15 protein-coding genes are annotated in these 14,429 nt (G+C 46.6%); 14 read left to right on the forward strand and 1 reads right to left on the reverse strand.

Annotated elements, in window-relative coordinates:
* The first annotated feature begins 42 nt into the window (after window positions 1–42).
* The 12 genes from pgsA (at window position 43) to pduL (ending at window position 11,596) form a co-directional block, all read left to right on the forward strand.
* Window positions 43–618 carry a CDP-diacylglycerol--glycerol-3-phosphate 3-phosphatidyltransferase gene (gene pgsA, locus AC6ESP_RS04700; protein ID WP_497095523.1) on the forward strand — a complete coding sequence of 192 codons (576 nt, stop codon included), beginning with the start codon at window positions 43–45 and terminating at the stop codon, window positions 616–618.
* 89 nt (window positions 619–707) lie between these two features.
* On the forward strand, window positions 708–1,961 hold the full coding sequence (locus AC6ESP_RS04705; RefSeq protein ID WP_497095524.1) for a competence/damage-inducible protein A: 1,254 nt from the start codon (window positions 708–710) through the stop codon (window positions 1,959–1,961).
* 71 nt (window positions 1,962–2,032) lie between these two features.
* The gene (locus AC6ESP_RS04710) at window positions 2,033–2,155 is read left to right on the forward strand and encodes a hypothetical protein (RefSeq protein WP_497095525.1); all 123 of its coding nucleotides are present in this window, start codon (window positions 2,033–2,035) and stop codon (window positions 2,153–2,155) included.
* Window positions 2,156–2,175: 20 nt separating this feature from the next.
* Window positions 2,176–3,228 carry a recombinase RecA gene (gene recA, locus AC6ESP_RS04715; RefSeq protein ID WP_497095526.1) on the forward strand — a complete coding sequence of 351 codons (1,053 nt, stop codon included), beginning with the start codon at window positions 2,176–2,178 and terminating at the stop codon, window positions 3,226–3,228.
* Between the two features lie 89 nt (window positions 3,229–3,317).
* Window positions 3,318–3,995 carry a RecX family transcriptional regulator gene (locus AC6ESP_RS04720; RefSeq protein WP_497095527.1) on the forward strand — a complete coding sequence of 226 codons (678 nt, stop codon included), beginning with the start codon at window positions 3,318–3,320 and terminating at the stop codon, window positions 3,993–3,995.
* A 181-nt stretch (window positions 3,996–4,176) separates the two neighbouring features.
* Window positions 4,177–5,718, forward strand: coding sequence for a ribonuclease Y (gene rny / locus AC6ESP_RS04725; protein ID WP_497095528.1), 1,542 nt, complete (start codon window positions 4,177–4,179; stop codon window positions 5,716–5,718).
* A gap of 90 nt (window positions 5,719–5,808) precedes the next feature.
* Window positions 5,809–6,603 (forward strand): TIGR00282 family metallophosphoesterase, encoded by a 795-nt coding sequence (locus tag AC6ESP_RS04730; protein WP_497095529.1) that lies wholly within the window; start codon window positions 5,809–5,811, stop codon window positions 6,601–6,603.
* A 138-nt stretch (window positions 6,604–6,741) separates the two neighbouring features.
* Window positions 6,742–7,002: a stage V sporulation protein SpoVS gene (spoVS, locus tag AC6ESP_RS04735; RefSeq protein WP_027084382.1), complete on the forward strand. Its 261-nt coding sequence runs from the start codon at window positions 6,742–6,744 to the stop codon at window positions 7,000–7,002.
* Between the two features lie 134 nt (window positions 7,003–7,136).
* On the forward strand, window positions 7,137–8,084 hold the full coding sequence (locus AC6ESP_RS04740) for a dipeptidase (RefSeq protein ID WP_497095530.1): 948 nt from the start codon (window positions 7,137–7,139) through the stop codon (window positions 8,082–8,084).
* A gap of 200 nt (window positions 8,085–8,284) precedes the next feature.
* Window positions 8,285–10,048: a 2-oxoacid:acceptor oxidoreductase subunit alpha gene (locus AC6ESP_RS04745; RefSeq protein WP_497095531.1), complete on the forward strand. Its 1,764-nt coding sequence runs from the start codon at window positions 8,285–8,287 to the stop codon at window positions 10,046–10,048.
* Window positions 10,049–10,062: 14 nt separating this feature from the next.
* Window positions 10,063–10,929 (forward strand): 2-oxoacid:ferredoxin oxidoreductase subunit beta, encoded by an 867-nt coding sequence (locus AC6ESP_RS04750; protein ID WP_497095532.1) that lies wholly within the window; start codon window positions 10,063–10,065, stop codon window positions 10,927–10,929.
* 91 nt (window positions 10,930–11,020) lie between these two features.
* Window positions 11,021–11,596: a phosphate propanoyltransferase gene (gene pduL / locus AC6ESP_RS04755; RefSeq protein WP_497095533.1), complete on the forward strand. Its 576-nt coding sequence runs from the start codon at window positions 11,021–11,023 to the stop codon at window positions 11,594–11,596.
* Window positions 11,597–11,675: 79 nt separating this feature from the next.
* Here pduL and AC6ESP_RS04760 read toward each other — a convergent pair whose 3' ends face one another.
* A complete protein-coding gene (locus AC6ESP_RS04760; protein ID WP_497095534.1) occupies window positions 11,676–12,107 on the reverse strand; it encodes a hypothetical protein in 432 nt (143 codons plus the stop codon).
* A 191-nt stretch (window positions 12,108–12,298) separates the two neighbouring features.
* Here AC6ESP_RS04760 and miaB point away from each other — a divergent pair, with 191 nt between their 5' ends.
* Together miaB and AC6ESP_RS04770 are read left to right on the forward strand one after the other, a co-directional pair.
* The gene (gene miaB / locus AC6ESP_RS04765) at window positions 12,299–13,894 is read left to right on the forward strand and encodes a tRNA (N6-isopentenyl adenosine(37)-C2)-methylthiotransferase MiaB (RefSeq protein ID WP_497095535.1); all 1,596 of its coding nucleotides are present in this window, start codon (window positions 12,299–12,301) and stop codon (window positions 13,892–13,894) included.
* A gap of 24 nt (window positions 13,895–13,918) precedes the next feature.
* Window positions 13,919–14,407 carry a YlbF/YmcA family competence regulator gene (locus AC6ESP_RS04770; RefSeq protein WP_497095536.1) on the forward strand — a complete coding sequence of 163 codons (489 nt, stop codon included), beginning with the start codon at window positions 13,919–13,921 and terminating at the stop codon, window positions 14,405–14,407.
* Window positions 14,408–14,429: the final 22 nt, after the last annotated feature.

Here is a 14,429-nt window from a genome sequence, read left to right on the forward strand (position 1 = left end):
AGAACGAGTACAAGAGAAGCAATGGACCAGGGAGGGAATCAAATGAACCTGGCCAACAAAATCACGATTGTCAGAATTATATTAGTCCCGATAATTATGGTATTTCTGTTAGTCAACATTAATGTAGAGCCTATTGAGTTTGGCGATTACTACATTACATACAACCAGATTATCGCGGCACTCATATTTATTGTGGCAGCAAGTACGGACGGTCTTGATGGCTATATTGCTCGTAAGAACAAGATCGTCACGAACCTTGGCAAATTGCTTGATCCGCTTGCTGACAAGCTGTTAGTAGCGGCTGTGCTAATCTCGCTAGTCCAAATGGATAAGCTGGCTGCATGGATGGCGATTGTCATTATTAGCCGAGAGTTCGCAGTGACAGGCCTGAGGCAGATTGCTCTGCTAGAGGGCAGTGTAATGGCAGCTAGCAATTGGGGGAAATGGAAGACAGCGATTCAGATCACAATGATTATTTCATTGCTGCTGAACAATTTCCCATTCAATTTCCTCGATTTTCCGTTCGATGTTATTTCGAGCTGGGCAGCAGTACTCATTACAATCTACTCTGGGGTAGACTACTTTGTTAAAAATAAACATCTCATTCCCGTTCAATAATAAGCGGGTTAAGCAAAGGCATCTTTCCGACCATGGAAAGGTGCTTTTGCTTACCATACATACTTTACATTTGCATTGGAGGGTTCTACATGAAAGCGGAAATTATCGCAGTTGGAACAGAGCTGCTGCTTGGCCAAATCGTGAATACGAATGCCCAATTTCTCTCGCAGGAGCTGGCACTAATCGGTGTAGACGTATACTTCCAGACTGTAGTCGGAGATAATCCTGATCGCATCCGCAGAGCGATTGAAATCGCAAGAAGCCGTGCGGATCTACTCGTCTTTACAGGAGGTCTTGGTCCTACGCAGGATGATTTGACCAAAGATGTGCTGGCCGCTTATTTGAATCGTCAGCTTATTATGCATCAGCCCTCTATGGATCAAATAGAGAATCTATTCAGCTCACGAGGCATCCACATGGTAGAGAGCAATAGGCGGCAAGCGCTAATGCTGGAAGACAGCACACCACTGGATAACACTGCGGGCCTTGCTGTGGGCAACGCTCTTACAGTCGATGGGACCCACTATGTACTGCTTCCCGGACCTCCCCGTGAGATGAAGCCAATGCTTACAGGTCCAGGGCTTGCATGGATTCGTGCTGCGCTTGGTGATGAGCAGCCGCTATATTCCAGATTGCTTAAATTCGCTGGTATCGGTGAATCCAACCTGGAAGCGAAGCTGCTGGACTTAATTGAAGTACAGAGCGACCCTACTATTGCTCCTTATGCCAAAGAAGGAGAGGTTGCGATCCGCGTCTCAACTAAAGGTGCATCTGAAGAAGAGGCTTTCCTTAAAATAGATAAAACGGTTGAGGAAATTAAGCAGCGTGTTGGGGAGTATTTGTATGCACAGCAGGACATTACCCTCGAGGAAGCGGTTGTAACGCTCCTGCGGCTTACTAGACGCAAGCTGGCTAGTGCAGAAAGTTGTAGTGGCGGCTTGTTCGCTGAATTGATTACAAACGTTCCTGGAAGCAGTGGAGAATATACAGGCGGAGTCGTTACGTATACCAATGAGATGAAGCACAAGCTGCTTGGCATACCGATGTCACAGCTAGAAGGTGAAGATGCTCCGGGGGCGATTAGTGAATCTACTGCCGCGATGATGGCGGAGCGGATTATGGAGCTGTCTGACAGCGACTTCGGTGTTTCATTGACAGGCGTAGCCGGTCCGGCAAGCTCGGAAGGGAAGCCGCCTGGTCTTGTGTATTATGCCATTGCCGAGAGAGGCAAGCCTACTGCTGTATATAAAGCGGAATTACGTGGGAGCCGCATTATGATTCGCACGTATGCCGTCAAAGCTGCCTTGTATCGGCTATGGCTGGCTCTGAACAATGAAGCATAGCGTGATGTGAAAAATAAGGTTGTCTTTTCGAGCAAATCTGTCTATAATAGACATTAATTGACGGAAGAACCGTGGCGAAGATTACTTTGCTGCGGTTTTTTTTGTTCAATGAAGAGAAGAAAGAAAAAAAGACGAATGTATGTTCGAAAAAAGGCTTGGCAACCAGTCAGAAAAAAGGTATCATTACATTATAAATGAAAAGGATGTGAGTTGATTGTCAGACCGTCGCGCAGCATTAGAGATGGCTTTACGTCAAATCGAGAAACAATTTGGTAAGGGCTCCATCATGAAACTAGGAGAATCGACACACATGCAAGTAGAGACCGTGCCTAGCGGTTCGCTTGCTTTAGATATTGCATTAGGAATAGGCGGATTGCCAAGAGGACGCGTTATTGAAGTGTACGGACCGGAGTCCTCTGGTAAAACAACGGTTGCTCTCCATGCTATTGCAGAAGTACAACGTGCAGGTGGACAAGCAGCTTTCATTGATGCCGAGCATGCGCTGGATCCACTGTATGCCAGCAAGCTGGGCGTCAACATTGATGAATTGCTGCTGTCTCAGCCTGATACAGGCGAGCAAGCACTAGAGATTGCTGAAGCACTTGTCCGCAGTGGTGCTGTTGATATCGTCGTTATTGACTCTGTAGCAGCACTAGTGCCTAGAGCAGAGATTGAAGGGGATATGGGTGATTCCCATGTAGGCTTGCAAGCACGTCTTATGTCTCAAGCCCTACGGAAGCTCTCAGGTGCGATTAGCAAGTCGAAGACAATTGCGATCTTCATTAACCAATTGCGTGAGAAGGTTGGCGTCATGTTCGGTAACCCGGAGACAACGCCAGGCGGCCGTGCTCTGAAATTCTACTCCAGCGTACGTCTTGAAGTGCGTCGGATTGAGACGATCAAGCAAGGTAATGATATGGTAGGTAACCGGACCCGTATTAAAGTCGTTAAGAACAAAGTAGCTCCTCCATTCAAACAAGCAGAGATTGATATTATGTATGGCGAAGGCATTTCCAGAGAAGGCAGCCTTGTCGACATTGGTACAGATATGGATATCGTTCAGAAGAGTGGCGCTTGGTTCTCCTACAACGGAGAGCGCCTAGGCCAAGGCCGTGAGAACGCCAAGCAGTTCTTGAAGGATCATAAGGATATTGCCGCTGTAATTGAGAAGCAAATTCGTGATGCAAGCAATTTGTCTGCCTCGGCTACACCAGTGGAGTCTTTCTCACAGGATGAAGAAGACGATGAGTTCGAAGAAGCGGAATAAGAGTACAGGTTAACGAACATACGCCGTCCCTCTTAGGGGCGGCGTATGTTTATATAAGCGATTGTTGATGAACGGAGCGGGTAGAAGCGATGATGCTGGAAATAAAAGCGGTTGAGCAAGATAATAAGGATCGACACCGCTATCATATTTATACCGATGACGGTGACCCTATCTTAACAGTACATGAGGATCTGCTTATCCGTCATCGTCTGTTGAAAGGCCAAATGATAAGTGAGGCTGCAATCGCCGAAATTAGTGGTGAGGATGAGAGATATCGGGCGTATACACTCGCCATCGTCTATTTAAGCTATAAAGCGCAGACTAGTCAACAGATTAAACAATATTTGAGGCGCAAGGAATTCGCAGAGGAGCATATTTCTTATGCACTGGAACGTTTAGAATCCGAGCATCTTGTGGATGATGATGAATATGCTAGGCAATTCACGAAGCAGCGAGTCAGAAGTGGACAGAAAGGCAGCCGCTGGATTAAGCAGGAGCTTCAGCAGCGAGGCGTGTCTAAGATAGCGGCGGCGGAGGCTACCGCTGCTATTGACCCTGATGATGAATTACTTGCGGCACAGCACGCAGCAGCGAAGAAGTGGCGATCACTCAAAGGTGAGACCGCAGATCGAAGACGCAAGCTTATCGCGTTTCTTATGCGCAGAGGATTTCCAGGAGATGTCATAAAAGCAGCCGTGAAATCGGTTATGGAAGATGAAGAAATGGATGAAGCAGAAGATGAAGATAGGCTTTTGCTTGACAATTGATTTTACCAAAAGATAAAATGAATTTGTATTCTTTCTATTTCAGATCAATTTTCCTTCCAAAAGTTGATTTGAAACGATTATTTTCGTCAAATTGTAAGAATGAAACGGTATGAAAACCGGTTGAAAACCAAATATCATCCCAAGTAAGTAGCTTGGTGTATGCAACAAGGAGGTGAACAAGATGTCCGAATGGATTTGGATCTTGATCTGTCTCTTTGTTGGCATTAGTTTCTTTGTGATTGGTTATTTAATTCGAAAGTCGATTGCCGAGGCCAAAATTTCAAGTGCTGAGCAAGCTGCTGTACAAATCGTAGAAAATGCGAAGAAGGAAGCGGAAGCGCAGAAGAAGGAAACGGTACTCGAAGCAAAAGACGAAGTCCACAAACTCCGTACGGAAGCTGAGAGAGACATTCGTGAGCGGCGTAATGAATCACAGCGTCAAGAAAGACGTTTGCTCCAAAAAGAGGAGTCGCTGGATAAAAAGTTAGAAGCGCTAGAACGCAAAGAAGAATTAGTGGCTAGCAAAGAGAAACGGATCGATGATACACAAGAACAAATCGATTCCATCTATAAGCAGCAGCTTAGCGAGCTTGAACGAATTTCAAGCTTAACGATGGAAGACGCGAAATCTATTATTTTGTCGAATGTGGAGCAAGAAGTTCGCCACGAAACGGCACAAATGATTAAAGAGATTGAGCAGCAAGCAAAAGAAGAAGCCGACAAGAAAGCGCGTAATATTATATCACTTGCTATCCAACGTTGTGCGGCTGATCACGTGGCGGAAACGACTGTTTCAGTCGTAACCTTGCCTAACGAAGAAATGAAAGGCCGCATTATCGGACGCGAAGGTCGTAATATCCGTGCTTTGGAAACATTGACCGGTATCGATCTCATTATCGACGATACACCGGAAGCGGTCATCCTGTCCGGCTTCGACCCAATTAGACGTGAAATTGCTCGTACTTCCCTTGAGAAGCTTGTCGCTGATGGACGGATTCATCCTGCTCGCATTGAAGAGATGGTTGAGAAGTCCCGTAAGGAAGTCGATGAGCGTATCCGTGAATACGGTGAGCAAGCTACTTTCGAAGTTGGCGTTCACGGCTTGCATCCTGACTTGATCAAAATATTAGGAAGACTCAAGTACCGGACAAGTTATGGACAGAACGTTCTGAAGCACTCCATGGAGGTCGCTTACTTGACTGGCTTGATGGCAGCAGAGCTTGGTGAGGATATTACACTGGCTAAGCGAGCGGGATTGCTGCATGATATCGGCAAAGCCCTTGACCATGAGGTTGAAGGTTCACATGTTGAGATCGGCGTTGAACTGGCTAAGAAGTATAAGGAGCATCCTGTTGTTATCAACAGTATCGCTTCTCACCACGGTGATGTTGAAGCAACATCCGTTATCGCGATGCTTGTCGGAGCTGCAGATGCACTATCAGCTGCCCGTCCAGGCGCTCGTCGTGAAACGCTCGAAACCTATATCAAACGACTTGAGAAACTGGAAGATATTTCAGAATCGTTTGAAGGTGTTGAGAAATCCTATGCAATCCAAGCCGGTCGTGAAGTACGCGTAATGGTACAGCCGGAGAAGATTGATGATACAGAAGCATTCAGACTTGCAAGAGATATTACGAAGAAAATCGAGAGTGAACTCGATTATCCGGGGCATATTAAAGTTACGGTTATTCGTGAGACTCGAGCAGTTGAATATGCGAAGTAACAGCTTAATTAAATAGGCAACGATAGAAAAGTGGCTGCTTGTCAGCCACTTTTCCCGTCTGCAAGGGTAAAAGGAAGTGTGGAATTATTCATGAATGTATTATTTATAGGTGATATCGTAGGCAGTGTCGGCCGCAATGCAGTCAAGCGTGTACTGCCTGCACTTAAGAGTAAATATAATCCGCATATCATAATTGCGAATGGCGAGAATGCTGCAGCGGGACGTGGAATAACTTCAACCATAGCGAAAGAATTTTTCGAATGGGGCATTCATGGGATTACGATGGGTAATCATACTTGGGACAATAAGGATATATTTGAATGGATAGATGATGAACCAAGAATCGTTAGACCAGCCAATTACACGGAGGGCACACCTGGTCAAGGAATGGCTTTTATTAAAGCGAATGGGAAGCAGCTAGCGATCATTAATCTGCAGGGCAGAACCTTCCTACCGCCAATTGACTGCCCATTCCGCAAAGCGGAAGAGTTGATCGAAGCGGCCAAAGAGAAGACGAATAATATTCTCGTTGATTTTCATGCCGAAGCAACTTCAGAGAAAATCGCAATGGGCTGGCATCTGGCGGGCTATGCCTCCATCGTAGTAGGTACACATACGCATGTACAGACGAATGATGACACGATTCTGCCTGGCGGTACCGCTTATCTAACAGATGTAGGCATGTGTGGGCCGAAGGATGGCGTACTAGGGATGGAGCGTACTGCGGTTCTTCACAAGTTCATGACACAGCTGCCAACTAGATTCGTAGTAGATGAGGGTGCATGGCATCTGCATGCGGTATCCGTACAGATTGATGATGCAACTGGTCAAGCGGTCAAGTTCCAAAAAATCCGTCTTACCGAAGACGAATGGTTATTGATGTAACTCTTTGAATCTTCGAAAGATTTAGTCAATTCAGAACAGTTTGCAAACTCAGACAATAAAAGCAGGAATTATTTAACCTCTCTCGAATACTATTTAATAGTGGAATCCATCCATCTATTCCCGAGGAGGTACTTTTTTATGGAAGTATTAAAAGTTTCAGCAAAGTCCAATCCAAATTCCGTTGCAGGTGCGCTGGCCGGAGTTTTGCGTGAGCGCGGCGCCGCTGAATTGCAAGCCATCGGGGCGGGTGCACTAAATCAAGCGGTAAAAGCGGTAGCGATCGCACGCGGATTCGTTGCTCCTAGCGGAGTGGATCTGATATGCATACCGGCTTTTACAGATATCGTAATTGATGGAGAAGATCGTACGGCAATAAAACTTATTGTTGAACCCAGGTAGACCATAGCGAGTAGGGCTTATTCGCGGGAAGTCTGCCTGAGTTGTTGAACCTGTTTACGAAGTAGACAGGTTTTTTGCTTTGTTCCACTGTCTGCCATACATAGAACAACTATCCCTTTAGAGGTGAACGAGTGATGCGTGTTGGAATAACTGATTTTCATTGTGATGCCTTATGCAAGCTTCTGTTGAATCGAAGCTTAACATTCCGTGAGCCTGCAACGGCTGACAAGCTGGATGTAACCTATGAGCGTATGAAGCAGGCAGGAACCATACTCCAGACTTTTGCTATCTATATACCGGAGAGTATGAATGGTCGGATCGAGCCGATTCTAGAAAGTATTGATCGCTTTCATGAACATGTGCTCACCTGTCCGGATATGATGATTGTGAAATCCAAAGCAGATCTAAGCGAGTGTCTGACCTCTGACAAAATCGGTGCGATGCTCTCAATTGAAGGGGTCGATGGCTTGCAGGGCAATCTGTCGCTAATGCGGGTGCTCTACCAGCTTGGGGTTCGCGCCGCGGGTATAACATGGAATAACGCCAATTGGGCCGCAGACGGTGTTATGGAGGCTCGTGGAGGGGGTCTGACGGCGAAGGGGAAGGAGCTTGTGCAGGAATGTGACCGGATGGGAATTCTCGTAGACGTGTCTCATTTATCGGAGCGGGCATTCTGGGATACGGCTGACCTAGCCACTAGAACCATTATTGCATCCCATTCCAATGCCAGATCCGTGTTAGACCATCCCCGGAACCTGACAGATGATCAGATCAAAGCGATTATTGCCCTGCAAGGGTTAATAGGCATCACCTTTGTTCCTTATTTTGTCGCTCAAGGCGGCAAGGTTGTTATTGATGATGTGCTGCGCCATGTTGAGCATGTATGTGAGCTTGGAGGAGAGAAGCATTTGATGTTCGGCTCGGATTTTGACGGAATTGATACGTATGTAGAGAAGCTGACGCATCCAGGAGAAGTCTATTTGCTGCGTGAGGCTCTTCAGAAGCACTATTCCGAGGCGCAGACCGAGCAATTCTTAGCTGGGAATACACTGTCCTTTCTTGCGCTTCATCTGCCAGATTAAGAAGGAAGCGCATTTAATCTATATAAGTTATGAGTTTCAGCGAAAAACACTATGCGTTTTTTAAGCGTTTACATCTTGTATTTTGTTGAGCTCCCCTTTACACTTGGTGTGACTGATAAGCAATAACAGTAATGATAGTTGTTAGAAGTTATCTTGCCTATAGATATGACTTATCCATCAAAATAGAGGAGATGGGCATTTTGATTAGTCAATTGTCTTGGAAGATCGGGGGACAACAAGGTGAAGGTGTCGAAAGTACGGACCGTATTTTCTCAACGGCGCTTAATCGGCTTGGGTATTATTTATATGGGTATCGTCATTTCTCATCACGTATAAAAGGCGGCCACACGAATAATAAAATTCGCATCAGTACGCATCCCATTCGGGCAATCTCCGATGATTTGGATATCCTTGTAGCCTTTGATCAAGAGAGCATTGATTTGAATGCCACTGAGCTTCGCCCTGGCGGTGTTGTAGTAGCCGATGCTAAATTTAAGCCCGTCATACCAGACGGCGTAGATGCCCGTCTCTTCGCTGTGCCGATTACCGCTATGGCGGAAGAGCTGGGAACCTCATTGATGAAAAATATGGTGGCATCAGGCGCTTCTTGGGCATTGCTCGGACTGCCGCTCGAAGTGTTCAATAAGGCGGTTGAAGAGGAATTCGGACGTAAGGGTGCCGCTATCGTCGGTAAGAATATCGAAGCGGTTAAGCGTGGTGCAGAGTTCGTGCTCGAGCAAGCAGGCGGACCGCTGGATGAATTTAAGCTTGATGAGGCAGATGGTGAGCAGAAGCTGTTCATGATCGGGAATGAAGCTATTGGTCTAGGTTCATTAGCAGCAGGCTGTCGTCTGATGTCTGCCTATCCCATTACACCAGCTTCCGAGATAATGGAGTATTTGATTAAGAAGCTTCCAGAGTTCGGCGGTACAGTCATACAAACAGAAGACGAGATCGCAGCAGTGACGATGGCTATCGGAGCGAATTATGCTGGTGTACGCACTATGACGGCTTCGGCAGGACCTGGCCTTTCGTTAATGATGGAGGCTATAGGGCTCGCTGGAATAACAGAACAGCCGCTTGTCATCGTGAACACTCAGCGTGGAGGTCCCTCGACCGGTCTCCCAACGAAGCAAGAGCAATCGGACTTGAATGCGATGATCTATGGCACGCATGGAGAAATTCCGAAGATTGTTATAGCTCCGGCATCCATTGAAGATTGCTTTTATGATATGATTGAGGCTTTCAATCTGGCTGAGCAGTATCAAGTGCCAGTCATCGTCATGACGGATCTTCAATTGTCACTTGGCAAGCAATCCTGCGCACCGTTCGATTATAATAAAATTCAACTGAATCGCGGTAAGCTCGTGAGAGAAGGGGCAGAGCTAGAAGCCAATCAATTGTTCAAGCGTTATGAGCTTACGAACGATGGCATATCTCCACGTATTCTTCCTGGCTCCAAGAATGGAATACACCACGTAACTGGTGTAGAGCATGATGAAACGGGACGTCCATCGGAGAACGCGGTTAACCGTCAGCGAATGATGGATAAGCGATTGAACAAGCTAAGCAGCCTTCAAGTTCGTGATGCCCTTCGGGTAGATGCGCCTCACGATACGCCGGATCTGCTTGTGATCGGCATGGGGTCTACAGGCGGTACAATAGAGCAAGCCAGAGCAAGACTTGCAGAAGATGGGTTGAAGGTTAACCATGTTACGATTCGACAAATTCATCCATTTCCTTCAGAGCAGCTGCTTCCTTACTTGAAGGCTGCTGCCCAAGTGATCGTGATGGAGAACAATGCGACGGGGCAGCTAGCTGGACAAATTAAAATGAATGTCGGCTGTGCGGACAAAATCCGCAGCCTTCTTAAATATGATGGCAACCCGTTCCTTCCATCAGAAGTGTATCAAGCTTGCAAGGGACTTGCTGCAACGTCGGATTTAGCTGGCGTAAAGCCTTAAGGAGCTGAATAGAGATGGCTACTTTTAAAGAGTTCAGAAATAATGTCAAGCCTAACTGGTGCCCAGGCTGTGGTGACTTCTCCATTCAGGCAGCTATACAGAGAGCTTCTGCGAATGTAGGATTGGAGCCGGAGGAGCTTGCCGTTATATCAGGAATCGGCTGCTCAGGACGAATCTCCGGCTATATTAATGCGTATGGCTTGCACGGTATTCACGGACGCGCGCTTCCGATCGCGCAAGGAGTCAAGCTTGCTAACCGTGAGCTTACTGTTATTGCTTCCGGTGGTGACGGTGATGGCTTCGCGATCGGAATGGGGCATACCGTTCATGCGATTCGCCGGAATCTGAATATCACGTATATCGTCATGGATAACCAGATCTACGGATTGACGAAGGGTCAGACCTCGCCGCGAAGCAGTGAAGGGTTCAAAACCAAATCAACGCCGGAAGGTTCAATTGAAACGACCCTCTCACCGCTGGAGATCGCAATGTCAGCAGGAGCAACCTTCGTTGCGCAGTCCTTCTCCAGTGATCTGAAGCAGCTGACTCATCTGATTGAAGAGGGCATCAAGCATGAAGGCTTTTCTCTAATTAATGTATTCAGTCCATGCGTCACCTTTAACAAGATCAATACGTACGAGTGGTTCAAGGAGAATATCGTTAATCTGGAGCAGTTCCCGGACTATGATCCATCGAGCCGTGTCATCGCTATGAATAAAATTATGGAGACAAGCGGGATGCTAACCGGCCTCATCTATCAGAATAAAGTTCGCAAAAGCTACGAGGATCTTATTACAGGCTTCGGAACGGAAGCTTTGGCTAAACAGGACTTGAATATGACGGTAGAACAGTTCGATAAACTTGTAGCTGAATTCAAATAAATGCTATGATAAGCATGCGGCGTTAGCTGCATGCTTATTATAGCGTCATCGTAGATGAGATTAGAGGATACCCGAGAGGATGTAGAAACAAATGGAACAAAAACAAGTACCAGTTGGTGTGTCAGCCAGACACATTCATTTATCTGAGGAGCATGTCGTTATTTTATTTGGAGAAGGCTACGAGCTGACAGAGGCTAAGCCTTTATCTCAGCCAGGACAATATGCAGCGAATGAAACGGTAGCAGTAGTTGGACCGAAAGGCACATTCCCGAAGGTTAGAATTCTAGGACCAGTACGTAAGCAGACACAGCTTGAAGTATCTCGTACAGATGCATTCGCGCTAGGCGTTAATCCACCAGTCCGTGAATCTGGCAACATTGCCGGTTCTGCAGGCATTACGCTGAAAGGTCCAGCAGGCGAGGTTGTTATTGAAGAGGGCGTTATCGTTGCTGCACGTCATATTCACTTCCATACAAGTGATGCAGAGCGCTGGGGCATTGCGGACAAGCAGGAGCTTAAAGTTCGCTACGGCGGCGACCGTGGTGTTGTCTTCGAGCATGTTATTGCGCGTGTATCACCTGATTTTGCACTCGATATGCATATTGATACGGATGAAGCGAATGCTGCAGGCGTCAAAAATGGTGATCTCGCAGAGATTATCGAATAGCTTGATTGCATAACAATAACAAACAAAGGCTGGCAAGAGGCTCGAATGACGAGTCCCTTGTCAGCCTTTTTGCTGCTCGCTAGAGCTTGGTGATGAGCTGGCGGATCTGATCCGCATAATCGGTACCTAGGTTAGGATCATGCCAATAAAGAACTAGCAGATTCTCTTGTTCGTAGACAGTAGGAAGGAATACAAAGCTGGCCATCTGTTTGAAATCATTAAAGGCCTCCATGCCGCTCTGTCTTTCCACCGTGGACTGATATTCGTAAATATAAAGCTGGTCAGACATAAGCCTACTATCTGCCGGATTACCCAGCGAATAGGTGGAGGGCTGAAGCTTGTTCAACTCGAGTGGGTCAGCTAATTCTAGCGTTTGAATAGCTATCGAGTTAGCTTGGATAGCTTCTACTACTTGTTCACTTGTCAGATGTACCTCTTCAGTTGTATGGACAGAACAGCCTGTCAGCAGTATAACTGCGGCAATGAGCATCAGCTTGAATCGAGAGAGCATGTCGAACCTCCTAAATTTTGTTATCGTTCTCTTTCTAACGTGTGAGGTTTCCAATTAGTTGCATAGAGTTATCCACCAGTCTCGCCTTGGTTCCTATGATGGATATATCAATAAAGGATATGTTATAATTTCCTAATGGACTAATAACCTATGTATTGCACTAATTTGATATAGAAAGAAGTGATCTGGCAATGACGAAGGAGAGCCCAAACTCAGTGGACTTACAATCCGTCAAGGGCGATAAGGACTACTCCAAATATTTCGATTTTAGCGATGCAAAGGTTCTGAGTGAAGAGGATGGCAAAATTACCTATCGCTTAAAGGGACGCAATATTCAAATTAATGCTGCTCCGAGCCATAGGGATGAGAAAAAGCGCGGCAAGGAAGATATTGAGGTACATTATGATTTCTCCATACCCGAAGAGCTTCAGACGCTCGGAGTAGGGAAATTTTATTTAATACAGACCTACGGCTGTCAGATGAATGAGCATGATACCGAGGTTATGAAGGGCATGTTCGAGCAGATGGGCTACACGGCGACAGAGGATCGGAAGCAAGCAGATGTCGTCCTGCTCAATACTTGTGCGATTCGGGAGAATGCAGAGGATAAAGTATTCGGAGAATTAGGTCATCTTAAGATGCTCAAGCAAGAGAAGCCAGGATTACTGCTCGGCGTGTGCGGCTGTATGTCGCAGGAGGAATCGGTCGTCGGACGGATACTCCAGAAGCATGCGTTTGTAGATATGATCTTCGGCACGCATAACATTCATCGTCTGCCTATGCTCCTTCAGGATGCTTACTTCAGCAAAGAAATGGTTGTTGAGGTGTGGTCCAAAGAGGGCGATATCATTGAGAATATGCCGAAGAAGCGGGAAGGCATGCGCGCGTGGGTTAACATTATGTACGGCTGTGATAAATTTTGTACCTATTGCATTGTACCCTATACACGAGGGAAGGAACGCAGCAGGCGCCCAGAGGATGTCATTGCTGAGGTTCGCGAGCTTGCTCGGCAGGGCTTCAAAGAAATTACGCTGCTGGGCCAGAACGTTAATGCTTATGGGAAGGACTTCGAGGATATCGATTATCGCTTCGGTGATCTGATGCTGGATATGGCCAAAATCGATATTCCGCGCGTACGCTTCACGACCAGTCACCCGCGTGATTTCGATGATTATCTCATCGAGGTGCTTGCACGAGGCGGCAATCTCGTAGAGCATATCCATCTGCCCGTCCAATCAGGCAGCACAGAAGTATTGAAGCGGATGAGCCGTAAATATTCCCGTGAAATGTACTTAGAGCTCGTTCGCAAAATTAAATCAGCGATCCCGAATGTTATGCTATCCTCGGATATTATTGTTGGCTTCCCAGGTGAGACGGAGGAGCAGTTCGAGGATACCCTTTCACTCGTGCGAGAAGTAGGGTATGATTCAGCTTATACGTTCATTTATTCACCGCGTGAAGGAACACCGGCAGCAAGCATGGATGACAATGTGCCGATGCAGGTCAAGAAACAGCGTCTGCAGCGCTTGAACGCCCTTATGGCAGAGATGAGCCGAGAGAGTCATGAGCGGCTGATAGGCAATGTAGTGGAAGTGCTGGTAGAGGGAGAGAGCAAAAATAATTCGGATGTGCTGGCAGGACGCACGCGTACGAATAAGCTTGTTCACCTGGATGGACCGAAGGAATGGATTGGACAATTTATACTTGCTCGGGTAATAGAAGCCAAAACGTGGTATATTAAAGCGGAGCCACTGGAGATTCATTCCGGTCAAGAAGCTGTATCCTAACGTAAACAATAGGAGAGATGATAGATGTCAGAGCAAACCGCAGTTAACCAATCGCATGCCCATGATCATGACCACGATCATGCAGGAGGATGCGGTATTCCTACGTTCAATACACGTGATCTACTCGTCCGCGAGGATATTACGAAGAAAGCACAGGAGCTGGCAGGGTTAATCTTCACTTCCGAGGAAGTGCAGCATTACCGCCGGGCAGAGCAGCAGATTAACGGAAACACAAGAATTCAAGCGCTGATTGCACAAATTAAGAAAAAGCAAAAAGAGCTTGTAGCGTTCGAAACGACGTTCAAAAATGAGCAAATGGTTAAAAAAATAGAAGCTGAAATGGAAGTTTTGCAGGATGAGCTGGATGGTATCCCTATCGTCAGCGAGTTCCAGCAGAGTCAATCGGATATCAATTATTTATTGCAGCTTGTTATTTCAATTGTTCGGGACACCGTATCGGACAAAATCAATGTGGAATCGGCTTCGGTCGAAGCACCAGAAGAATGTGATTAATCGATTAGGCGCTTGTCAGCAA

The sequence above is a fragment of the Paenibacillus xinjiangensis genome (assembly GCF_059686975.1).